The organism is Streptomyces sp. NBC_01257 (genome assembly GCF_035917255.1).
Classification (GTDB): Bacteria; Actinomycetota; Actinomycetes; order Streptomycetales; family Streptomycetaceae; genus Streptomyces.
Window position 1 is genome coordinate 6,369,489 of sequence record NZ_CP108472.1, and the last position, 22,618, is coordinate 6,392,106.

Annotated in this window: 15 protein-coding genes and 1 riboswitch; of the genes, 8 read left to right on the top strand and 7 right to left on the bottom strand. The window is 70.5% G+C overall.

The features are described from left to right. The first annotated feature begins 57 nt into the window (after positions 1–57). Genes OG408_RS27885 through fxsT form a run of 3 tightly spaced genes read left to right on the top strand, consistent with a single transcriptional unit; the run spans position 58 to position 7,126 of the window. A complete protein-coding gene (locus OG408_RS27885; RefSeq protein WP_285567039.1) occupies positions 58–1,659 on the top strand; it encodes a VMAP-C domain-containing protein in 1,602 nt (533 codons plus the stop codon). Next, positions 1,656–2,696: an AAA family ATPase gene (locus OG408_RS27890; protein ID WP_326672596.1), complete on the top strand. Its 1,041-nt coding sequence runs from the start codon at positions 1,656–1,658 to the stop codon at positions 2,694–2,696. Before OG408_RS27885 ends, OG408_RS27890 begins: the two co-directional genes overlap by 4 nt. Next, entirely contained in the window at positions 2,693–7,126 is a 4,434-nt protein-coding gene (gene fxsT / locus OG408_RS27895; protein WP_326672598.1) for an FxSxx-COOH system tetratricopeptide repeat protein, read from the top strand. Before OG408_RS27890 ends, fxsT begins: the two co-directional genes overlap by 4 nt. On the opposite strand, the gene OG408_RS27900 is transcribed toward fxsT, so the two are convergent. The 7 genes from OG408_RS27900 to gcvT all read right to left on the bottom strand — a co-directional run bounded on the left by OG408_RS27900 (position 7,123) and on the right by gcvT (position 16,224). Continuing rightward, entirely contained in the window at positions 7,123–8,874 is a 1,752-nt protein-coding gene (locus tag OG408_RS27900) for an aKG-HExxH-type peptide beta-hydroxylase (RefSeq protein ID WP_326672600.1), read from the bottom strand. The genes fxsT and OG408_RS27900 overlap by 4 nt on opposite strands. A 501-nt stretch (positions 8,875–9,375) precedes the next feature. After that, positions 9,376–10,443 (bottom strand): effector-associated domain 2-containing protein, encoded by a 1,068-nt coding sequence (locus OG408_RS27905; RefSeq protein WP_266783090.1) that lies wholly within the window; start codon positions 10,441–10,443, stop codon positions 9,376–9,378. Positions 10,444–10,605: 162 nt separating this feature from the next. Next, complete coding sequence (locus OG408_RS27910; protein WP_326672603.1) at positions 10,606–11,592, bottom strand: alpha/beta fold hydrolase; 987 nt, start codon at positions 11,590–11,592, stop codon at positions 10,606–10,608. 148 nt (positions 11,593–11,740) lie between these two features. After that, positions 11,741–13,123: an L-serine ammonia-lyase gene (locus OG408_RS27915; RefSeq protein WP_266783094.1), complete on the bottom strand. Its 1,383-nt coding sequence runs from the start codon at positions 13,121–13,123 to the stop codon at positions 11,741–11,743. A 236-nt stretch (positions 13,124–13,359) separates the two neighbouring features. Then, entirely contained in the window at positions 13,360–14,619 is a 1,260-nt protein-coding gene (gene glyA / locus OG408_RS27920) for a serine hydroxymethyltransferase (protein WP_266783096.1), read from the bottom strand. 19 nt (positions 14,620–14,638) lie between these two features. After that, a complete protein-coding gene (gene gcvH, locus OG408_RS27925; protein ID WP_266783098.1) occupies positions 14,639–15,016 on the bottom strand; it encodes a glycine cleavage system protein GcvH in 378 nt (125 codons plus the stop codon). Positions 15,017–15,108: 92 nt separating this feature from the next. Then, complete coding sequence (gene gcvT / locus OG408_RS27930) at positions 15,109–16,224, bottom strand: glycine cleavage system aminomethyltransferase GcvT (protein WP_326672606.1); 1,116 nt, start codon at positions 16,222–16,224, stop codon at positions 15,109–15,111. A gap of 143 nt (positions 16,225–16,367) precedes the next feature. Next, a riboswitch (glycine riboswitch) is annotated at positions 16,368–16,460 on the bottom strand. 167 nt (positions 16,461–16,627) lie between these two features. Here gcvT and OG408_RS27935 point away from each other — a divergent pair. The 5 genes from OG408_RS27935 to OG408_RS27955 all read left to right on the top strand — a co-directional run bounded on the left by OG408_RS27935 (position 16,628) and on the right by OG408_RS27955 (position 22,487). After that, positions 16,628–17,314 (top strand): AAA family ATPase, encoded by a 687-nt coding sequence (locus OG408_RS27935; protein ID WP_266783102.1) that lies wholly within the window; start codon positions 16,628–16,630, stop codon positions 17,312–17,314. A 189-nt stretch (positions 17,315–17,503) separates the two neighbouring features. Continuing rightward, complete coding sequence (locus OG408_RS27940; protein WP_326672608.1) at positions 17,504–18,274, top strand: enhanced serine sensitivity protein SseB; 771 nt, start codon at positions 17,504–17,506, stop codon at positions 18,272–18,274. 154 nt (positions 18,275–18,428) lie between these two features. Then, entirely contained in the window at positions 18,429–19,235 is an 807-nt protein-coding gene (locus OG408_RS27945; protein WP_326672610.1) for an enhanced serine sensitivity protein SseB C-terminal domain-containing protein, read from the top strand. Positions 19,236–19,652: 417 nt separating this feature from the next. Next, entirely contained in the window at positions 19,653–20,651 is a 999-nt protein-coding gene (locus OG408_RS27950; RefSeq protein ID WP_266783108.1) for an ABC transporter permease, read from the top strand. A 69-nt stretch (positions 20,652–20,720) separates the two neighbouring features. Further along, entirely contained in the window at positions 20,721–22,487 is a 1,767-nt protein-coding gene (locus OG408_RS27955) for an ABC transporter substrate-binding protein (protein WP_266783110.1), read from the top strand. The last annotated feature ends 131 nt before the right edge of the window (positions 22,488–22,618 follow it).

The window sequence follows — 22,618 nt, forward strand, 5'->3', positions numbered from 1 at the left end:
TACCCTGGGCCACCCCTTTCTGTTCGAACGCACGTGACGGCGAAAGCGAGGACGCACGTGAGCACGGGAGGATTCGACAGCGTCCAGCACCGTGTCCTGCGTGCGGTGATCGCGGCGCTGGAGGACCCGGCCGGGCGGCTCATCAACGACAGCAGCCGGGACCTGTGGCGTCAGATGGTCCACCAGCACATTCCGGGTCTGACGCCCGCGAGCTTCACCGTGACGCGCCAGGAGTTCGTCAGCATCGTCTACGGCTGCGCCCCGCTGGACGACGGCATGGACCGCCTCGTGGAGGCCACCTGCCTGGTCACGCCCGCGCTGGAGCCGGCGTTGCTCCTCCTGCTCGCGCAGTGGAAGGCGCGGCTGGCGTTTCCGGGACCCGACTGGGAGCCGCTGCGGCGCGTGCTGGATGTTCCCGTGGCCGAATTCGGCGCCCTGGTGGAGCGGGCCACCGACGGTCTGGCGCGCCTGCCGGAGAACTGCTCCACGCCCTGGGAGGCGTTTCTCCACCTGGCCGACCACAACGGCCGCCCCGGCGAACTGATGCCCGCCATGGCCTTTCTGGAACACCTCTCCCTCTTCCCCGAAGTGGCGTCGGGCGTAGGCGAGTTGCGCAGCTGGAACGATCACTTCGCCGAACTGTGGGACCTGGCGGCACCGCTGGCGACGCTGAGGGACGGCCTCAGGGACGCGGTCGCGCCCCGGGTCGAGGAGGCCGCCGACGCCCCGCGCGAGGGTCCCGGCGGCACGGCCAGACCGCTGATCAGGATCTACGTCAAGGTGGAGCCCGACCGCACGCCCCACAGCGGCGCGGGCAGGCGGCGGATGGTAAGGAGTCCGCGCTACTACGTGTCGGCCTGCGTCAGATATCCGGATTCGAACGCCCTCCAGCGAGATCCGCACACCGAACCGCTGGAACCCGTGACCCGATCTCAACTACCCTATGAAGTGGCCAAGTTGCTCACTCATATGACGCAGTTGCGCCACTCCCGCGCGGACAACGCCGCCTTGGAGATCTTTCTCCCGGCGGAGCTCCTCACGGAGCCCGTGGAGTGGTGGGACCGTGATCCCTCGCTGGGCTTCCCCAACGCCCTGCTGAGTCGATACCGGGAGATCATGCTGCACAGCCTGGAGCGCGTACAGCGTCCCACCTTCCACAACGCGTGGCGCGCCCGCTGGGCGCACTGGCGGACCGGTGGCGGCCAGGGGCAGATGCACGAATGTGCTCCGGAGGGGCTGACGGACGCCGAGCACCTGGCCCTCCTGGACGCCAAGATAGGGCGGGACGACGACGTGATCGGCATGGTGCTCAGCAGGCCGCCGCACCGCGAGAGCGAACTGGGGCTGCGGGAGCTGGGGCTCGCCCTGGACCTCGGGGTGCCGATAGTCGTCTACCACCGGGCGGATCCCGCGTCAGCGGTGTTCCGGAGCATTATTCGTGAAAGCTTGGCCAATGAGGGGCTGGCACACCTTCCCGGAAGTGCGCAACAGTGGAAGTCCGACGTTGCCGTCCGTTCCACGGTCGCAGACGAGTCAAGTGCGGTGCGGGAGCGCGATGTTGACGCGATCCGTTCGATGAGCATGATCTGGGACGACCCCGAGCATCTTCTTGAGGGCGGGCAGAACGCTCCCGCCACCTTTGTAGGGGGGACCGAGTGAACGCGGCGGACAACGACGGCCGGCTGTACCGGGGTACCGGAGACCCCTTACCGGACCAGCCGTACGAGGAGCGCACCTGGCCCGAGGGACCGCCCTGGCGGACCTTCCGCGGCACGGCGACGATGCCGCAGCCGCCGGACGACGACGAGGCCGACCGCCGGCTCGGCCCGCCCGGACGCCGGCGCGCCCCTCGCGCCGAGGAGCTTCGCCTGGTCAACGCCGCGCTCCTGCTGCGCAGACCTCTGCTGGTCACGGGCCGGCCGGGAGTGGGCAAGTCGGGCCTCGCCTACCGGATCGCCCGCGAGCTGAGGCTCGGACGGGTGCTGCACTGGCCCGTCACCAGCCGTACGACACTGAGTTCCGGCCTGTACGAGTACGACGCCATCGGACGTGCGCAGGCCACCCAGGACGGCGGCGAGGGCAGCGGCCGGCCAGGCATCGGCAACTATGTGCAGTTGGGGCCCCTGGGTACGGGGATGCTTCCCTACCGGCTGCCGCGCGTCGTCCTCATCGACGAGATCGACAAGTGCGACGCCGATCTGCCCAACGACCTGCTGACCCTGTTCGAGGACGCGTGGTTCGAAGTGCCACCCCTCGTACGGGTGAAACAGACGGAGGCGACGACCACCGTCCATACGGCTGATCCCGACCGCACCGCGATGGTCGAGAACGGTCTGGTCAGGGCTCATGTCTTCCCCGTGATCATCATGACGTCGAATGGCGAACGCGAGTTTCCCGAAGCGTTTATGAGGCGCTGCCTCCGGCTCGACATTCCGGACCCCGACGCGGAAACGCTGGGAGAACTCGTCTCCGGCCATTTCGGGGACCTCCTCGGGGACAGCCAGGACGCGCTGATCCGTGATTTCCTCCGGCGGAGCTCCCGGATGGGTGGGCTGGCCGCCGATCAGTTGCTGAATGCCGCGCATTTGGCGACATCGGGCCTCTACCAGCAGGACGGAAGCGACGCCGGCGAGTGGCAATCGGTCCTCGCCGCCATTTGGCATCCGCTGGGCGGTGAAGGGGCGGATTCGGGGTGACCGGGGATTCTTCGAGGGCCGCGGGCGCGGGTGCGCAGCACCGCCGCGACGGTCCGATGAGCCCGCCCGACGGCGGACCGCTGCCACTCGCCGCCCTGTATCCGTGGGAAGTGGCCGACTCGCTGTGGCTGGCGGCGAACCACCCCGGACTGGCAGCGGGCGAGGCGCCGGCGGACACCGACGGTGACGAAGGCGAACCCCCGGAGCCCGCCCCCGGGGGACCGGACGACAACCGTGTGAGCGAGCCGGAGCAGCCGGACCGGGAGGAGGAGCCGCAGCCCGCGGCACAGCAGCCGCCGGGGCCCGGGGCGCTGCCGTCCTCCGTGCAGGACGACGGACCGCCGCCTCTCGCCGGGCCGGATCCGGCCGAGCTGCCGGCGCTCGGACCCGGGGCCGGTCTGCCCGCGGCCTCGTACCTGCGGACAGCCGTCGCTCCCCGCGCGGGCGAACGCCCTCCGCGTGACCGGCTGAGCCTCGGCCGTGCCCTGCGACCGCTGCGCTCCTTCGTCGCGTCCGCCCACGCGGAGGTCCTGGACGAGGCCGCGACCGCGGAACGGATCGCGCTCGCCCCGTTCCTGCCGCCGGTGCTCACGCCCGAGCCGGAACGGCAGCGGAGCGCGGTTCTCGTGGTCGACAGTGCCCCGCACATGACCATGTGGCGACCGGCCGTGAAGCACTTCCGGACGATGCTGAGCCGGTACGGCGGCATGCGCGACGTGAAGACGGTGACGCTCGACACCGCCGACGCCGCGCGTCCGCTGCTGCGCGGCCACGGCCGGGCGTCGCACCCCCAGCCGCCGCGGAGTCTCGTCGATCCGACGGCGCGGCAGATCGTCTTCCTGGTGACGGACGGGGTCGCGCCCGCCTGGCGTTCCGGGGCCGCGCAGCGACTGGCGGCGCTCTGGGGCCGGCACCAGCCGGTCGTGGTGCTCCAACTGCTGCCGCAGCGCCTGTGGTCCAGCACCGGGCTCTTTCCCGTGCGGGTGCGCCTTCGCGCCCAGGGGCCGTGGTCCGCCAACGCGCAGATGCACTGGGAGCCCGCCGAGCCGCTGGCCGCGTCCCTCCCGCGCACCCCGTCCGACCAGGTCGTTCTCGTCCCGGTGCTGGAACTGGGCGCGCAATGGCTCGGCCCGTGGGCCCGGTTCGTCGCGGGGACCACCCCGCGCTGGGCGGACATGGCGGCGATCCTCACGAGTGCCGGACCGCTGTCCGCTCCCGAGCCGTCACCCGTTCAGAGGCTCACCGCCACCGAATTGGTGGCGCGGTTCCGCACCAAGGCTTCGGCGGAGGCGTTCGCGCTGGCCACCCGCCTGGCGGCCGTCCAACTGGACCTCGAAACCATGTCCGAGGTGAAGCGGCAGGTGATGCCGCGAGCCTCGCAGGCGCATTTGGCGGAGTTATTGATCAGCCCGCTCGTCGATCCGCTTCCCGGCTGCGACGGTACGTCCTACGTATTCGTTGACGGCGCACGCGAGGAGTTACTCGCGGCAGGAAGCAGAACGGCCACCGAGAGGGCACTGAAAAAGGCTGCGGAGTTCCTGGCCCCGCGCAATGAGGCGGCACGTGAATTCCTTGGCTACCTCCATGGATCACAGGAGTCGCCGCACCGTGAGGAAGCGCTCACGACCGTCGAGTCCACCACGGAGAATCTTCGCTTCCGGCAGGCCGAACATGCGGCGCTGCAAGCGATTTCCGGAAACCACCTGCACCGCGCCCGGCGCCTCGGCGAGCACATCGGCGCCGGTCCGCCGGCCGCCGCGAACACGCCCGGATCCGAGACCCCGCGCAACGCTCCGCGGCCTCCGCCCGATGAGACACTCCCCGACGACCCCGACAGTACGACCGCCCTTCCTGGAGGCTCAAACGTGACTACGGTCCCCCCCTCGCCGGTGACTCAGGTCCCGCCAGTACCGGCGGGAGGCGGTGCGCGGCCGCCCATGCCGGCCGTCTGGGGCAACATGCCACCGAGGAACCTCGTATTCACCGGACGCGAAGAATTGCTCATCAATCTGGAACGCGGCCTGCGTGACGGGCCGACCGCAGTGCTCCCGCACGCACTGCACGGAATGGGCGGCGTCGGGAAGTCGCAGCTCGCGCTGGAATACGTATACCGTCATGCCGCCGAATACGAAGTGGTCTGCTGGATCCCCGCGGAGCGGCCCACACAAATTCAGCAGGCGTTTGTCGAGCTGGCCAGGCGGCTCCACCTGCCGGTGAGCAGCGAGGCGATTACCGCGGTGCCGGCCGTCCTGGAGGCGCTGCGCACCGGAAATCCGTACGGTAAATGGCTTCTGGTGTTCGATAACGCCGAAAGTCCGGCCGCGGTGCAGGAATACTTCCCGAGCACTCCGCCGGGCGGACCGGTAGGCTCCGTAATCGTGACATCGCGTAATCCCCAGTGGAACACCTTGGCCCACCCGTTGGAAGTCGATGTGTTCGAGCGGGAGGAAAGTATCCAGCTGCTCCGGCGGCGCAACCCCGATCTGTCCACGGAGGACGCGGACATGCTCGCCGAGGTGCTCGGCGACCTGCCGCTCGCCGTGGAGCAGGCATCGGCGTGGCGTGCGGAGACGGGCATGCCTCCGGCCGAGTATCTGAGGGTGTTCGAAGAGAAGAGCGCTGAGCTGATGGCGGTCTCCCCGCCGACTCAGTACGAGAAGACCGTCGCCACCGCGTGGAACGTCTCCCTCGACCATGTCGAGGGAAAGAACGCCGGAGCCATCCAGCTCCTGGAGCTCTGCGCCTATTTCGCGCCGGAACCGGTCTCCAGGCAGTTCTTCGCCAACGCGGTCTCCGAACCGATCGCCCCGGAGCTGGACCGGATCTTCACCGACCCGATCCGGCTCAGCCGGGCCATCCGCGAGATCAGCCGCTACTCCCTGGCGAAGATCGACCACCGCACCAACTCGATCCAGATGCACCGGCTCGTCCAGGCCGTGCTCGAAGCCCGCATGGCGGAGGACCAGCGCCGCACGTTCCGGCACGGAGCACACCTGCTCCTCGCGGCGAACGCCCCCAGCGACCCGCGTGCCCCGCAGAACTGGACGCGCTTCGGCGAGCTCTACCCCCACGTCATCGCGTCCCAGGCGTCGCTCTCGCCCAACCGCAACGTGCGCCAGATGGTCTACAACGTCGCGGAGTACCTCTTCTACTGGGGCGATCACGAAGCGGCCCTGGACTTCTCCAGCGAGACGTACGAGCACTGGTGCCGGCTCTTCGGCGAGGACGACCAGCAGACGCTGATCCTGGGCCGCCACGTGCGCTACATCATGTGGACGATGGGCCGCTACCCGCAGGCCGCGGCCCTGGGCGAGCGGATGCTCGCCACGCTGGAGGAGGCCGGCCCGGACCTGGAGGAGGAGTACCTGCGCGTCAAGGGCCAGGTGTCCGGCGACCGCAGAGCGCGCGGCGACTTCCGGGGCGCGCTGGAGTTCGACGAGGAGGTCTACCAGCGGGCCGTCAGGTCGTACGGCGACGAGGACCCCGAGACCCTGCTCCACGCGCACAACCTCGCGGTGACCCGACGTGGCAACGGCCTCTTCCGCGAGGCCCGGGAGCTGGACGAGGCGAGCTGGCGCACCAAGGTGCAGATGTTCGGCGCGGACGCGCCCACGACGCTCAACTCCGAGGTCTGCCTCGCCCTGGACCGGCAGGAACTCGGGGAGTACGCCGCGTCGGAGAAGGCATGCGAGGAGGCGGTCGAGACCTTCCGCAGCACCTTCGGGGAGTTCCACCCCTCCGCACTGCGGGCGGTGGCGCGGCTCGGAGTGGCGCAGCGCAAGGCGGGCCACCACGAGGACGCGCAGGCCAGCACGGAGACCGCCAGGACCGCGCTCATCGACCGGTACGGCGAGCGCAGCCCCGACGGCCTGCAGGCCTCCCTCAACCTCTCCATCGACCTGCGGCAGAACGGCAGGCTCCAGGAGGCGCTGGAGCTCGGGGAGCGGACGAGGGCGCTGTACGCCGAGGTGTTCGGCAAGGACCATCCGCACACCGTCGCGGCCGACGCCAACCTCGCGGTCACCCTGCGGCTGCTCGACCGGGTGGACGAAGCGCGGAAGCTGAACGAGTCGGCGCTGGCCCGGTTCCGGGCACCGCTCGGCGACACGCACCCGCACACGCTCATCTGCGCCATCAACCTGGCCAATGACCTCTTCGCCCAGGGCGATGCCGCCGCGGCTCTGGAACTCGACCGGAAGACGACGGCGGCGCTGATCGAGAAGTTCAGCGAGTCCCACCCCACGGTGCTCGTGCTGCGGGGCAACACCGCCTCGGACCTGAGGGCGCTGGGCCGTACCGGCGAAGCGGAGGAACTGCACAGGAGCGCGGTGGACGCGATCAACGAGCAGCTCGGCCCGGACCACCGGGCCAGCGCGGACACGCTCGCCTGGCGCAGGGCCAACTGCGACATCGACCCCATGACGATCTAACAGCTGCCGGACGGACCGGTACCGCCCTGGCCGAGCCAATCGGCCAGGGCGGTCGGGTCCGGCGTACGCGACGAGATCTCCCGGACGGCGGAGTGGACGCCCGCGACCAGCTCGGGCATCACGGTCAGCGCCCTGACCGCCTCCGGCGAACGTCCGGCATCCGCCAGGGCCAGCCCCAGCCCCGTCCATGTCGCGGGACCGGCCGGCGCGTTCCGGATCTCCTGCGAGTAGAGCCGCCACGACGCGGTGAACTCGGCGCAGGCCCAGAGCACATCGGCGGGGCCTGCCCCTGCGAGCCCGGGCACGTGATCGCCCTGGCTGTCGCGCATCTTGTCGAGTGCCGCCGGGTCGGCCAGCCGGACACGCACCAGCATGGCCCGCGCGTCGAGGTGCCGCGCCCCCGACTCCCTGATCTCCGGGTGCGGCCGCGGCGGCAGCGCGGGCGGCCGCTTCCGGCCCGCACACCAGGCGGCCGACAGCACCGCCAGATCGTCCGGGTGAGGCCGTACGTGGGCGGCCCGCCAGGTCGCCCGGTGGTCGGCGGCCATCCGGCGCGCCAGGGTCACCTCGGCGCCCTCGCCGGTGCGGCCGTGCAACCGGACCACGGCGCCGTGCAGGGCCTGCAGGGCGTCCCGTCCCGCCGCGGTCAGCGCCGGGTCGGTGGCGAGAGCGGGCACGACCTCGGTCAGCCGGCCGAGCCACAGGGCGCTCTCGAAAGCGGCCAGGCCGCCGTCGGGCCCGGCGAGCCGGGCGGCGCAGGCACTCCAGAACCGCGCCACCGCCGTGAAGGCGTAGGCGCCCTGGAGCATGCCCCCGAGCGGTCGCGGGTCATCGCGCCAGGGAGCGTAGTAGAGCCGCTGCGGCGCGCCCGGAGGCGCGGGCTCGTGCAGCGGGTACAGATGCATCAGCGCGCTGAGCTTGCTGTGCTGCAGTTCGTGCGCCAGCGTGGCCGCGCAGAGGGGCGCCGTGTCGGGGACGGACGACGCCAGCCCGCCGACGCCGTGCCCGCTGCTGACGCTGCGCACCCGGAAGCGCTCGTGCGCCGACATCGGCTGGAGGGAGCGCAGCAGCACGGCGGCCGCGTCGGCCGTCGGCGGATCCATGGCGGCCAGCAGCGCGTACGACTCCTGGAGCAGCCTGCTCCAGGAGCCGTACGCGCTGTGCGTCAGCCGCTCGGCCGCACCGTCGGGCATCGGGGCGATGCGGTGGTGGCCGAGATCGTCCAGGGGGATCCGGCGGGCGGCCCCCGCGACGAGAGGCGACCGGCGCTGGGGCAGCCAGCCACTGGACGGGTGCTCCGGGACGGAGGGCAGCCGCAGCTGCCCGTACGCACCCACGAGCGTGATCCGGCCGTGCACCGACCGGACCTCGGCCACCGTCCACACGTTCCGGTGCCGGTGCGCCGAGGGCAGCCGGGCCAGCCCCAGGGTGGGCAGCCAGACCTTCTCCTGGAGGGCGGGGACGGGGAAGCTGAAGGTGAGGCCCGCCCGGGCGGCGGCCACGGCGGCCAGAGTGTGCAGATGTCCGGCCTCCGCCCACAAGGGCGTGTCAGCAGGGCCGTTGGAGCGCAGCCGGGTCAGCAGCCGGGTCAGCCACAGCCCGGTCTCGGGGAGCAGGAGCAACTCCTCGACCGCCGCCGGATCACGGCGCTGTGCCGCGGCGAGCAGATCCCAGGCACGTTGGGCGCCAGGAAGCCGGCCGGTCACGCCGTCCAGCGGACTGAGCGCGTCCATCAGGAGGTCGAACAACAGGAGGCGATGGCTGTATTCGGCACGTGACAGGGCGGCGAGTGTGGCGGGACTGCCTTCGCCGCGGGCGAGTTCGCGGAATTGCCGAGGTGTCAGTGAATGCCGCGACTCCACTTCGTGCGGTGAGTCAGGGCGCATATGCTCCCTCTGCCGTGGCACCGGATCGGAGCGGACCGGGGTGTCAGACGGTCCAGCTGTTCTCCCCGCCGGTGGACAGGCTTCTGGCCGACCGCCCGACTTCCTCCAGCAGCCGCTTCTTGGCGGCCGCTCTGTCGTCGTCCGGTCGAGCGCGCAACGCCTCCAGGGATGTGCCAGTGAGATCAGGCAGATCCGATATGGCGGCGCTTTTCGGCTTTGCCACTGCCGTGAAACCTCCCCCGAATCAGTGCGACGCGATGTTCGACCCGCTCTTACATGATGTCCTACGCATGGACCGCTGGAAACATCCTCAACCGGTCAGCCTGTGCCCGCGCGGGCCTGAAGTGGCTGAATCACGAAGCGTCAATTCATGTCCAGAGCAGGTGGAGTAAACCACTCCGGATATGCCCGGAAGACCTCCAGCAGATCATCGAGCGCGGTGGTCCCGGGATCGGCCAGGGACACCGCCGACCACAAGTGCGTCAATCCGTCACCGAATGCCAGACAGGTTTCGACGAGGTCCAGGATCTCCAGGAGCATGACTCCCGACCGGGCGACACTTCCCGCGATCTCGGGCGGCAGCAAGGCGATGACCTGGCTCCGGGACTCCGGCTGTCGCATGACCCCCACGGCTGCCAGCGCGTCCCGCAGACGGCGTTTGTCGGACAGATCGAGTTTCCGCCCCGGCACCTTGTGCTGGACGGCAGTCCTCCTGGCCTCCCCGTCCCCTTCGAACCAGAGCGAGGTCGTCGTCCCGAAGCGGCCGCGCAGCGCGTCGGCCAGCGGCCGGGGCGACAGCCGCCAGTCGGGGTGCTCGTGCAGCAGCCGCAGAGCCTCCGTGCTGAACACCCCGGCGTTCATTCCATTGCGCGTGGCTTCCCCCGGACCGCAGGCGAACAGCACGTGCTGGTCCGCCTGACGGCGCTCGGTCCAGCGGGGTATGGGGTCCGGCCGCAGGACTCCCGCCGTCGTCGCCGGGTCCGCGTACGTCTGGCAGGCGTCGAACAGCCAGAGCTGGCGCGGATGCCCCGGGGCCCCGTCGGAGCGGAACATGGCGAGCACGGCCTCGACGTCCAGGCAGCGCAGGTCCCGGTGGTGCGCATCCGAGTAGAGCAGCCTGCGGTTACGGTCGGCGTCGATGAGACCGTGCCCCGACCAGACGACGAACAGCCAGTCGCTGCGCTCGTTCGCCAGCTCCCGGGTCAGCACCTGGTGCACGGTGTTCCGGTCGGCCGGACGACAGGGCAGACCGCACTCGTCAGCGAGCCGCCGGTTGTGCTCCAGGGGTGAGAGGAGGAGCGTCAGCGAGTCGTCGCCCACCCCGAGTTCACGCAGCCACCGCGCGTACCCCAGCGCGTCACGTACCGGCCCGTCGAGGTTCCAGGCCGATCCCGCCTCGTAGGACTCCACCCCGACCACGAGTGCCCGCATGGGCGGCCCCCTTCGCTCGGCTGAGGGCCATTGTGGACCAAGTGACCTTTCAAGGAAGGCAGTCGGGGCAACCGGCGGGAAGTCGGACAGGGCGGATGACGGACGGACGACAGGACGGATGACGGGACGGCGCCGGCCGGTTCGGCCCCGTCCGGGGCGGGTTCAGCCCGGCAGCGACCCGAGCCAGTCCGTCAGGATCCGGTTGACCTCGTCGGGCCGCTCCTGCTGGATCCAGTGGCCGCAGCCGTCCAGGATGTGCGAGGAGAGCAGGCCGGGCAGCGTCGCGGGATAGGCGGCGATCGCCTCGGCCAGCCAGGTGGTGGACGCGTCCAGGGAGCCGCCGATGAAGAGCGAGGGCTGGGTGACGGGAGCTCCGTCGAACTCCGCCAGATCCTCCCAGTCCCGGTCCATGCTGCGGTACCGGTTGAGCGCGCCGCTCAGGCCCGTACGCTCGAACTCGCCTGCGTAGTAGTCGAGTTCCTCATCGCCGAGCCAGCCGGGCCGGGCCGCGGGGAACCGCTCGCGCAGGGTCCCGCCACGGGCGGCGAAGTGCGGGTCCGGGGCCTCGGGTGCGGGTATGGTGTCGGCGGAGAGCGCGGCGTAGAAGCCCGCGAGCCAGCCGCGGACGTCCGGTTCGATCTCCGCCTCCGCCCGGCCGGCCTCCTGGAACCGGGAGACGTAGAACTCCTCGTCCCCGCCCATCCGCGCGAAGACCTCGCTGGGCCGGGGACCGCCGCGCGGGGCGTACGGCACGCTGAGCAGCCCGACCGCCCGGAAGACGTCCGGCCGCACCAGGGCGGAGTTCGCCGCGATCGTCGCACCCCAGTCGTGCCCGACGATCACCGCACCGCTCTCGCCGAGCGCCTCCACCACGGCGACGTTGTCCTCGACCAGTTCGAGCATCCGGTACGCGGCGACGTCCGCGGGCCGGGAGGAGCGGCCGTAACCGCGCACGTCCACGGCGACCGCCCGGTAGCCGGCGGCGGCCAGCGCCGGGAGCTGCCGGCGCCAGGAGAACCAGGACTCGGGGAATCCGTGCACCAGCAGCACCAGCGGCCCCGTGCCCTGTTCGACCAGGTGGACGCGGCCGGCGGGCGAGGGCACCACACGGTGTGTGGGGCCGGGGGCGCGGTCGGGCTGCTGCGACATGCTTCTCCTCCATGGCGGTCGTCCGTCCGGCACCGGCAGGCATCGGACGTCCGGCCCGGACCCCGATCATGTGCCGCCCGCGGGAGCCGCCGCGAGTCCTGTTGCCGCAACGGCAAACGGACCGCCCGCGCGGCGGACGAGGCGGACCTCAGCACTCGATGATGTTCACCGCGAGCCCGCCGCGCGCCGTCTCCTTGTACTTGACGCTCATGTCGGCGCCGGTCTCCTTCATGGTCTTGATGACCTTGTCGAGGGAGACCTTGTGGCTGCCGTCGCCGCGCAGCGCCATCTTCGCCGCCGTGACGGCCTTGACCGCCGCCATGCCGTTGCGCTCGATGCACGGGATCTGGACGAGGCCGCCGACCGGGTCGCAGGTCAGGCCGAGGTTGTGCTCCATGCCGATCTCGGCGGCGTTCTCGACCTGCTCGGGGGTGCCGCCCAGGACCTCGGCGAGGGCGCCGGCGGCCATGGAGCAGGCGGAGCCGACCTCGCCCTGGCAGCCGACCTCGGCGCCGGAGATCGAGGCGTTCTCCTTGAAGAGCATGCCGATGGCTCCGGCGGCCAGCAGGAAGCGGACGATGCTGTCGTCCTTCTCCGCCTCGGTGGCGCCGCCGGCCGCGAAGTTCATGTAGTAGTGCAGCACCGCCGGGATGATGCCGGCCGCGCCGTTCGTCGGGGCGGTGACGACCCGGCCACCGGCGGCGTTCTCCTCGTTGACCGCCATCGCGTAGAGGGTGATCCACTCCATCGCGTGGGTCTGCGGGTCGCCCTCGGCGCGCAGCTGGCGGGCGGTGTTCGCGGCGCGGCGGCGGACCTTGAGGCCGCCGGGCAGGATGCCCTCGCGGGACATGCCGCGGGACACGCACGCCTGCATGGCGCGCCAGATGTCGAGCAGGCCGGAGCGGATCTCGTCCTCGGTGCGCCAGGCGCGCTCGTTCTCCAGCATCAGGGAGGAGATCGAGAGGCCGGTGTCCCGGGCGAGGCGCAGCAGCTCGTCGCCGGTGCGGAAGGGGTGCCTGAGTGCCGTGTCGTCGGGGACGATCCGGTCCTCGCCCACCGCGTCCTCGTCCACGACGAAGCCGCCGCCGACCGAGTAGTACGTCTTCTCCAGGAGCGGGGCGCCCTCGTGGTCGTACGCGAAGACGGTCATGCCGTTGGCGTGGTACGGCAGCCGCTTGCGGCGGTGCAGGACCAGCTGCTTGTCGGCGTCGAAGGCGATCTCGTGCATGCCGAGGAGGTTGATCCGGCCGGTGGAGCGGATCGCCTCGACCCGGTCGTCGGCCGTCTCGACGTCGACGGTACGGGGGGACTCGCCCTCCAGGCCGAGCAGGACGGCCTTGGGGGTGCCGTGGCCGTGGCCGGTGGCGCCGAGCGAGCCGAAGAGTTCGGCGCGTATCGAGACGGTGTGGGCGAGCAGGCCCTCGTTCTTCAGCCGGCGCGCGAACATACGGGCCGCGCGCATGGGGCCGACCGTATGGGAGCTGGACGGGCCGATGCCGATCGAGAACAGGTCGAAGACCGAGATGGCCACGGGTGACTCCTAAGGGGTTGGTAGACGCCGTTGTCTGCCGGGTGGTGCGGTACGGGCCGGGTCGCGGCCCGAAGAGCGGGGGCAAGGGGGTGTCTCGCCGGTCAGGGCCGGACAGGGGGCCGTGCCAGGCGTCGTGCCCCGGCCCTGACCGGCGAGACGCCCCTGGGGATGGGGCACCGCGCTCACTGTTCAGTGTGCGCGGTGCCCCTCCCCGATACGCAAACGTGCCGGTCGGACTACTTGAGACCGGGGTACAGCGGGAACTTCTCGGCGAGCGCGACGACGCGGGCCTTCAGGTCGTCCGCGTCGTAGGACGGCTTCAGCGCGGACGCGATGATCTCCGCGACCTCGGTGAAGTCCTCGGCCTGGAAGCCGCGGGTGGCCAGCGCCGGCGTGCCGATGCGCAGACCCGAGGTGACCATCGGCGGCCGCGGGTCGTTCGGGATGGCGTTCCGGTTGACCGTGATGCCCAGCTCGTGGAGCCGGTCCTCGGCCTGCTGGCCGTCCAGCTCGGAGTTGCGCAGGTCGACGAGGACCAGGTGCACGTCCGTACCGCCGGACAGCACGGAGACGCCCACCTCGGTGACGTCCGGCTGCACCAGACGCTCGGCGAGGATGCGGGCGCCGTCCAGGGTGCGCTGCTGGCGCTCCTTGAACTCCTCGCCCGCCGCGATCTTGAACGAGACCGCCTTGGCCGCGATCACGTGCTCCAGCGGGCCGCCCTGCTGACCCGGGAAGACCGCCGAGTTGATCTTCTTGGCGAGCTCCTGGGTGGAGAGGATCACGCCGCCGCGCGGACCGCCGAGGGTCTTGTGCGTGGTGGTGGTGACGACGTGGGCGTGCGGCACCGGGTTGGGGTGCAGGCCCGCGGCGACCAGACCGGCGAAGTGCGCCATGTCGACCATCAGGTACGCGCCGACCTCGTCCGCGATGCGGCGGAAGGCGGCGAAGTCCAGCTGGCGGGGGTAGGCGGACCAGCCGGCCACGATCAGCTTCGGCTTGGACTCCTTGGCCAGGCGCTCGACCTCGGCCATGTCCACGACGCCGGTGTCGTCGACGTGGTACGGGACCACGTTGTAGAGCTTGCCGGAGAAGTTGATCTTCATGCCGTGGGTCAGGTGACCGCCGTGCGCCAGGTTCAGGCCCATGATCGTGTCGCCAGGCTTCAGCAGCGCGAACATCGCGGCGGCGTTCGCCTGCGCACCGGAGTGCGGCTGGACGTTCGCGGCCTCGGCGCCGAAGAGCGCCTTGATGCGGTCGATCGCGATCTGCTCGACCACGTCGACGTGCTCGCAGCCGCCGTAGTAGCGGCGGCCGGGGTAGCCCTCGGCGTACTTGTTGGTCAGGACGGAGCCCTGGGCCTCCATGACCGCGACCGGAGCGAAGTTCTCCGAGGCGATCATCTCGAGGGTGGACTGCTGACGGTGGAGCTCGGCGTCGACAGCGGCGGCGACGTCCGGGTCCAGCTCGTGGAGGGAGGAATCGAGAAGCGACATCAGGTGGTCCCTTGGGGTCTCAGTTGCCGGAGAACGCGGTGTACTCGTCGGCGGAGAGCAGGTCCTCCGGCTCCGCCGCGACGCGTACCTTGAACAGCCAGCCGCCTTCGAAAGGAGCCGAGTTCACCAGCGACGGGTCGTCCACCACGTCCTGGTTCGAGGCGGTGACCTCGCCGGTCACCGGCGAGTACAGGTCGCTGACCGACTTGGTCGACTCCAGCTCGCCGCAGGTCTCGCCCGCGGTCACCGTGTCACCGACCTCGGGGAGCTGGGCGTAGACGACGTCACCGAGCGCGTTGGCCGCGTGCTCCGTGATGCCGATCGTGGCCACACCGTCCTCGACGGCCGACAGCCACTCGTGCTCCTTGCTGTACCGCAGCTGCTGGGGGTTGCTCATGACCTGAATTCTCCTGTACGCGGGGGAGTGCTGATGAACGGTGGTCTTACGGTGTGAGACGCGACTGCGTCACGTCCCGACGCGGGCGGCCGCTACTTCCGGCGCTTGTAGAACGGCAGCGCCACGACCTCGTACGGCTCGTGGCTGCCCCGGATGTCCACGCCGACACCCTCGGTGCCGGGCGTGGCGTGCGCTGCGTCGACGTACGCCATGGCGATCGGCCTGCCGAGCGTGGGCGACGGGGCGCCCGAGGTGACCTCGCCGATGACCTGGCCGTCCGCGACGACGGAGAAGCCGGCGCGCGGCACCCGGCGGCCCTCGGCCACCAGGCCGACGAGCTTGCGCGGCGGGGCGGTCTCGGCGCGCTCGGCGGCCGCCTCCAGGGCCTTGCGGCCTACGAAGTCGCCCTCCTTCTCGAACTTCACGACCCGGCCGAGACCGGCGTCGAACGGGGTCAGCGCGGTCGTCAGCTCGTGCCCGTACAGCGGCATGCCCGCCTCCAGGCGCAGCGTGTCGCGGCAGGACAGCCCGCAGGGGATCAGGCCGCGCGAGGCACCGGCCTCGGTGAGCGCCCGCCACAGCTGCTCGGCGTGCCGGGGAGCGACGAACAGCTCGAAGCCGTCCTCGCCGGTGTAGCCGGTACGGGCGATCAGCGCGGGGACCCCGGCGACCGTGCCGGGCAGCCCGGCGTAGTACTTCAGACCGTCCAGGTCGGCGTCGGTGACGGCCGCCAGGATGGCGGGGGACTCGGGGCCCTGCACCGCGAGCAGCGCGTACGCGTCGCGGTCGTCGCGCACCTCGGCGTCGAAGCCCCCGGCGCGGGCGGTCAGCGCGTCGAGCACGATCTGCGCGTTGCCCGCGTTGGCGACGACCATGTACTCGGTCTCGGCGAGGCGGTAGACGATCAGGTCGTCCAGGATGCCGCCGTCCTCGGCGCAGATCATCGTGTAGCGGGCGCGGCCCACCGAGACGGTGCCGATGTTGCCGACGAGCGCGAAGTTCAGCAGGTCCACGGCGGCCGGACCGGTGACGGTGATCTCGCCCATGTGGGACAGGTCGAACAGGCCGGCCTTCGTGCGGACGGCAATGTGCTCGTCGCGCTCACTGGCGTACCGCAGCGGCATGTCCCAGCCCGCGAAGTCGGTCATGGTCGCACCCAGCGAACGGTGCAGGGCATCGAGGGCGGTGAGACGGGGGGCGGTGCTCATGGATGAAGGCTCCCAGGGCATGACGACGAGGACGATCCCTCCCCATCTGTCATCGGAACCTGAGAGGTTCGCCGAGAGGCCCCGGAGGGGTTTCGGCTTGCACCTTGGGTGGAGCCGCAGCGCGACTCGCTTTTCAGATCTGCCTCATCCACGCGGTACGGGGCCTGAGAGATTCAAGGGAGGATCTTGCTCCTTCGGCGCCCGGCACGGGGCCGGGACTCTCCCGCGCGGATTCGAGCGGCCTTTATGCAGTTGACCGGGTCATCATCGCACGCATTGCGGGAGAGTGGGGTGCCGGTACCGATGGCGGTATCCCACGGGATCCGGCGGGTCGTACGGTTGTGCCGCATTACCTTTTCTTTACACTTCTTGGGCAGGTGGGTCAGCCGACAGGGGGAGGGCGATGACGTTGCAGCGGTACGCGACGACCGCGGGGGTCGCGCACGGCGCACTGCCCGCGCAGCCGGGTGCACCGGCCAGGGAGCGGGTGGGCCCGCACGCGCCCGTCGTCCGGGACCTGCGGGAGCGGGCCGGGCGCAGCCCGCGCGGCCTGCACTTCACGGCGGGCGACGTGGTGGTGGTCTCCGGACTGCCCGGCAGCGGCAAGTCGACCCTGATCGGGCGGACCGTCTCCGCCCGCGCCATCGACTCCCAGGACACCAGGGACCGCTGGGCCGCCCGGCTGCCCCGCTTACTCCCGTACGCCCTCTACCGCCCGCTCGTCCGCGTCGCCCACTACTGGGGGCTGTGGCGGGTGCTGCGCTCCGGCGCCTCCGTCGTCGTGCACGACTGCGGCACCCAGGCCTGGGTCCGGGGCTGGCTCGCCCGGGACGCCCGGCGGCGCGGCCGCATCCTGCACCTCGTGCTCCTCGACGTCACCCCGCAGGCGGCGCGGGAGGGCCAGCGCGAGCGCGGGCGCGGAGTCTCCGGATACGCGTTCGCCCGCCACCGCAGGGCCGTGGGACGGCTGCTGCGCGACACCGAGTCGGGTCTGCTGCCCCTCGGATGCGCCTCGGCCGTACTGCTGGACCGTGAGGCGGCGGGACTGCTGACGCGCATCACGTTCGCAGACGCACAGAGTGAGGTCTGAGACGGGGCCGTCCGATGGCTGGACAGCGCCGGTGCGGCGTTAACCTCTAGGTCCTGTCCGGAGCTCCCTGTCGTCCGCGCGGAGCGCGGGCGCAGCGGTGGCCGGTGCGAGCGTGCCGGGCGCCGGGGCGCGGACGGGGAACTACCAGACAGGACCTGCGGCCGCACGACACGGGGCGAGAGGGAGACAGTGGACATTCCGGCACCGGCCCGGACCCATCCGCAGGGCGGATGGCCGGCCAACGAGCTCGAAGAAGTGCTGAGCGCCTCGCTCGGCAGCCCGGAGGCGGGCGGCCGGCTGGTCGAGGTGCTCGGCCGCAGCCACCTCTGGGTGCCGCTGCCCAACGGCGGCGGTCCGGACGCCACCGACCTCGACCTGCCGACGCTCGACATCGAGGGCGCGCCCTACGTGCCCGTCTTCAGCTCCGAGCAGCAGTTCCTCGCCTGCGTCGGCTCCCACATGTCCTTCACCGTGGCTCCCGCCCGCGAGTTCGCCCGCGGCCTGCCCCCGCAGCTCGGCATCGCGGTGAACCCCGGCGGCGCGGTCGGCGTGCCGTTGCCGCCGCCCGCCGTGGCCGAGCTCTGCCGGGCCGGACGCACGCCGCTGGACGGACCGTCCAGCGGCGGCCGGGTCCGGCTGTACGAACCGGACTGGCAGGAGGAGCCCGTCGACTTCCTCTCCGCCGCCGCCGGAGAGTTCGAGGACAGCGGCGTCGTGCTCAGCGCCCGCCGCGCCCTGGCCAGCATCGAGGGCGGCGACCCCGTCCTCTTCGTCGGCATCGAGTTCTCCACCTGGGACGGAGCGGGCCGCAACGCCCCGATGGACGCCCTCGGCCGGGCCCTCGGCCGCGTCGAGGTGCCGTGGCCGGTCAATCTGGTGCTGCTCGACGTGGCCCAGGACCCGGTCGCCGACTGGATGCGCGCCCGGGTGCGGCCGTTCTATCAGCGCCCCGCCGAGTAACGGGCGGTACGAGGGCACCGGCCCGTGCCGTCAAGTCGGTGTCAGGGCCGCCGCATAAGCTGGTTTGATGGCTGGTGCCTCGGCACCGTGCCGTACCCGTGAGCCCCGGGAGCGGCAGGCCGACACAGTGGATCGAAGAGGGGCGGGACCCAGGGTGAGTGCGTCAGGCACCGCGGCGGCCGGTCAGGTCGAGCACATGCTGCGCCAAGTGACGCCCGGGCGCTACGACGCGTACGAGGCTCTCCTCCAGGCGCTGGCGGCCGACCGGATCTGGATGCTGCTCTGGCACGGCCGGGCCGGCTCGCCCGACGCCCAGTACGGCAACATGGAGATCGAGGGCCTCGGCTACGCCCCCTGCGTCACCTCCGCCCAGGAGCTCTCCGCCAGCGGCTGGAGCCGCGACCACGAGGTCGTGGGCGGCCGTGACATCGCCCGCGCCCTGTTCCCCGACGGCTGGGGCATCTGGCTGAATCCGCACGCGCCGGGCGGCGGCGTCGGCATTCCCTGGCTGGACCTGCGCCGGATCGCGACCGGCCTCGACCGGATGCCCGCCGGTCCGCTGCGGATCAGCGACCCCGCCATCGAGATCCCGCAGTTCTACGCCCAGCTCACCCAGCACGCCCACCACACCCCGGCGATCCGCTCGCTGCGCCGCGCCTGGGTGCAGCCGGCGCTCGGCGTCCCGTACCTCGCCATCGGCCTCGATCTGTACGACACGAGCCGGCCGTCCGTCGACGCCGTGCGGGCGATGATGCAGCAGTCCGTCGGCGCGGTCCCGGAGGGGCTGCCGGTCTCCACCGTCGCGATGGCCGACGAGTACGACCCGGTCGCGATGTGGCTGCGCGCCAACACCCGGCCGTTCTACGACCGCGAGCCGCACGCCCCGGCCGGCCGTGGCGCGGCCGTCGCTCCGGGTTACGGCTACCCGCAGACCCCCGGCCCCGCGCCGCGCGCCTACTGACCCCGCCCCGGCCCGTGCCGCGGACCGGACATACGGCTCCCCGGCGGACAAGACATCCGCGGTGGTCACCCAAATAGCCACCCAATAGCGCCCGTTGGGCGTCATGTCCGTTCTGGTGGATTAGCGGCGGAGTAGTCCGCTCACTCGATCAAGCTGTCCGGATAACGGAAGCTCACTGACCGCATCACGTTTGAGCAAACATTCCCCGCCAGGTCTGGCGGGTGATCGCAACCGCGTTGAAGACTCCCGGCTAGTGGGGATCGTCGGCCCTTTGTACGAGGTTGCACCGACGGTCGTTCCGCAGACGCATTCGCATCGAACACATCAGCCGCAGTAAGCGCCGCGGCTGACACGCGCCAGGCCGTTACCGCGGCGAGTAGGGGCCGGCCACCGCCGGCGGGAGGGGTCAAAGGCACTGTGACCGCACCGATCGAGACCACCGGATCGGCTGCCGAGGCGCAGCCGGAGGCAGTACTCACGGGAGTCAAACAGAGCCAGATCGAGGGCCGTTCGCTCGGACAGATCGCCTGGTCGCGCTTCAAGCGCGACAAGGTGGCAGTGGCCGGCGGCATCGTTGTCATCCTGCTGATCCTGCTCGCCGTGCTCTCCAAGCCGATCCAGGCCGTCTTCGGTCTGGACCCCAACGAGTTCCACCAGGACCTCATCGACCCCGCGCTGCTCGCGCCCAAGGGCGACTGGGGCGGCATCAGCTGGAGCCATCCGCTCGGCGTCGAGCCGCAGTACGGCCGCGACATCATGTCCCGCATCATCGAGGGCTCCTGGGTGTCCCTGGTCGTCGCGGTCGGAGCCACGCTGCTCTCCGTGGTGATCGGCGTCTTCTTCGGTGTGATCTCGGGCTTCTACGGCGGCTGGGTGGACACCGTCATCAGCCGCATGATGGACACCTTCCTGGCCTTCCCGCTGCTGCTCTTCGCGATCTCCATCTCGGCGGCGCTGCAGGACGGCGCGTTCGGCCTGGAGGGACTGCCGCTGCGGATCGCCGTACTGATCTTCGTGATCGGCTTCTTCAGCTGGCCGTACATGGGCCGTATCGTCCGCGCCCAGACCATGAGCTTGCGCAATCGCGAATTCGTCGAAGCCGCACGGTCGTTGGGTGCGCGCGGACCCTTCATCCTCTTCCGGGAGCTGCTGCCGAACCTGGTGGCGCCGATCCTGGTGTACTCGACGCTGCTGATCCCCTCGAACATCCTCTTCGAGGCGGGGCTCAGCTATCTCGGTGTCGGTATCGCGCCGCCGCAGTCCTCCTGGGGCGGGATGCTCACCAACGCGATCGACTTCTACCGGAACGACCCGATGTACATGATCGTGCCGGGCGTGGCCATCTTCGTCACGGTCCTGGCGTTCAACCTGCTGGGAGACGGGCTGCGTGATGCGCTCGACCCCCGTAGTAAGTAGTGCCCGGGCGCTCGTCACAACGACGTGCGACATGCCACGGCAACCATCGATTGAGGGGGATTTCCTCAGGTGAAGACCAGAAAAACGACAGCGTTGGTCGCCACGGCTGTGGTCCTGATGCTGGGAGCGTCCGCGTGCAACGGCTCCAAGGACGACAACGGCGGCGGCAAGGGCGGCAGCGGTGGCTCGGGAGCCACTGACGCCGCGTTGACCTCGATCGTCAACAAGTCGGACAAGAAGGGCGGTACCGTCAAGCTCGAGATGTCGGACGAGCCCGACTCGCTCGACCCGGGCAACACGTACTACGGCTGGGTGCAGAACTTCTCCCGCCTGTACGGCCGGACGCTGACGTCCTTCAAGCCGGCTGCCGGCAAGGAGGGTCTGGAGATCGTCCCGGACCTCGCCGAGAGCCTCGGCAAGGCGAGCCCGGACGCGAAGACCTGGACGTACACGCTGAAGAAGGGTCTCAAGTTCGAGGACGGGACCCCGATCACCTCGAAGGACGTCAAGTACGCCGTCGAGCGCTCCAACTTCGCGCCGGAGGCCCTGTCCAACGGCCCGACGTACTTCAAGGCCCACCTCGCCGGTGGCGACAAGTACAAGGGTCCGTACAAGGACAAGAACCCGGACGGCATCGCCTCCATCGAGACGCCGGACGACACCACGATCGTCTTCAAGCTGAAGGACGCCTTCGCGGACTTCGACTACCTTGCGACCTTCTCGCAGACGGCCCCCGTGCCGGCCGCGAAGGACAAGGGTGCCGACTACGTGAAGCACATCGTGTCCTCGGGCCCGTACAAGTTCGAGTCGTACGACGAGGGCCGCGGCGCGACCCTGGTGCGCAACACGAACTGGGACCCGAAGACGGACCCGATCCGCCCGGCCCTGCCGGACAAGGTGTCGGTCCGCTTCAAGGTGAAGCAGGAGACGGTCGACAACAACCTGATCTCCGACAACATCACCGTGGACGGTGCCGGTACCGGTGTCGCCCCGGCGACGCAGCCGGACGTGCTCACCAAGCCCGACCTGAAGAAGCAGACCGACAACTCGTACGCGGGCGCCACCTCGTACATCGGTCTGAACGTCAACGTCGCGCCGTTCGACAACATCCACTGCCGCAAGGCCGTGCAGTGGGGCATCGACAAGGCGTCGGTCCAGGCCGCGCAGGGTGGCGACCCCAAGGGTGACGTCGCCACGACGCTGCTGCCGCCGACCGTCAACGGCTACAGCAAGTTCGACCTGTACGAGTCCGCCGGCCACAAGGGCGACGAGGCGAAGGCCAAGGACGAGCTGAAGCAGTGCGGCAAGCCGAAGGGCTTCTCCACCAAGATCTCGGCCCGCTCCGACCGCCCCGCCGAGATGGCCATGGTCACCGCGGTGCAGGCCTCGCTCAAGAAGATCGGCGTCAACGCCGAGATCAAGAGCTTCCCGGCCGGCAAGTACTTCTCCAACTTCGCGGGCAACCCGAGCTACGTGCACGCGAACAAGCTCGGCATGATCATGAGCGCCTGGGGTGCTGACTGGCCGACCGGCTTCGGCTTCCTGGACCAGATCATCAACGGCTCGGCCATCAAGCCGTCCGGTGGCAACAACGTCCAGGAACTGAACGACCCGAAGATCAACAAGCTGCTCAACGACGGCATCGCCAACACCGACGACGCCGCCCGCGCGAAGGCCTGGGGTGACGTCGACAAGGCGGTCGCCGAGGGCGCGACCGCAGTGCCGCTGATCTACCGCAAGAACCTGCTGCTCCGCCCGAAGTCCGCGACGAACGTCACGGTCACCCAGGCATACCTCGGCATGTACGACTACGTGCTGATGGGTTCCGCCAAGTAGTTACGGTCCGCTCCCCGGGCCGCGCACGCGGCCCGGGGAGCGCATCCCCGGCCCCCGGAAAAATCCTGAAAGGCAGGTGAAGGCACGGTGTCGGCACGCACGGGTCACCCCCGGCGGACAGACACCGGCGC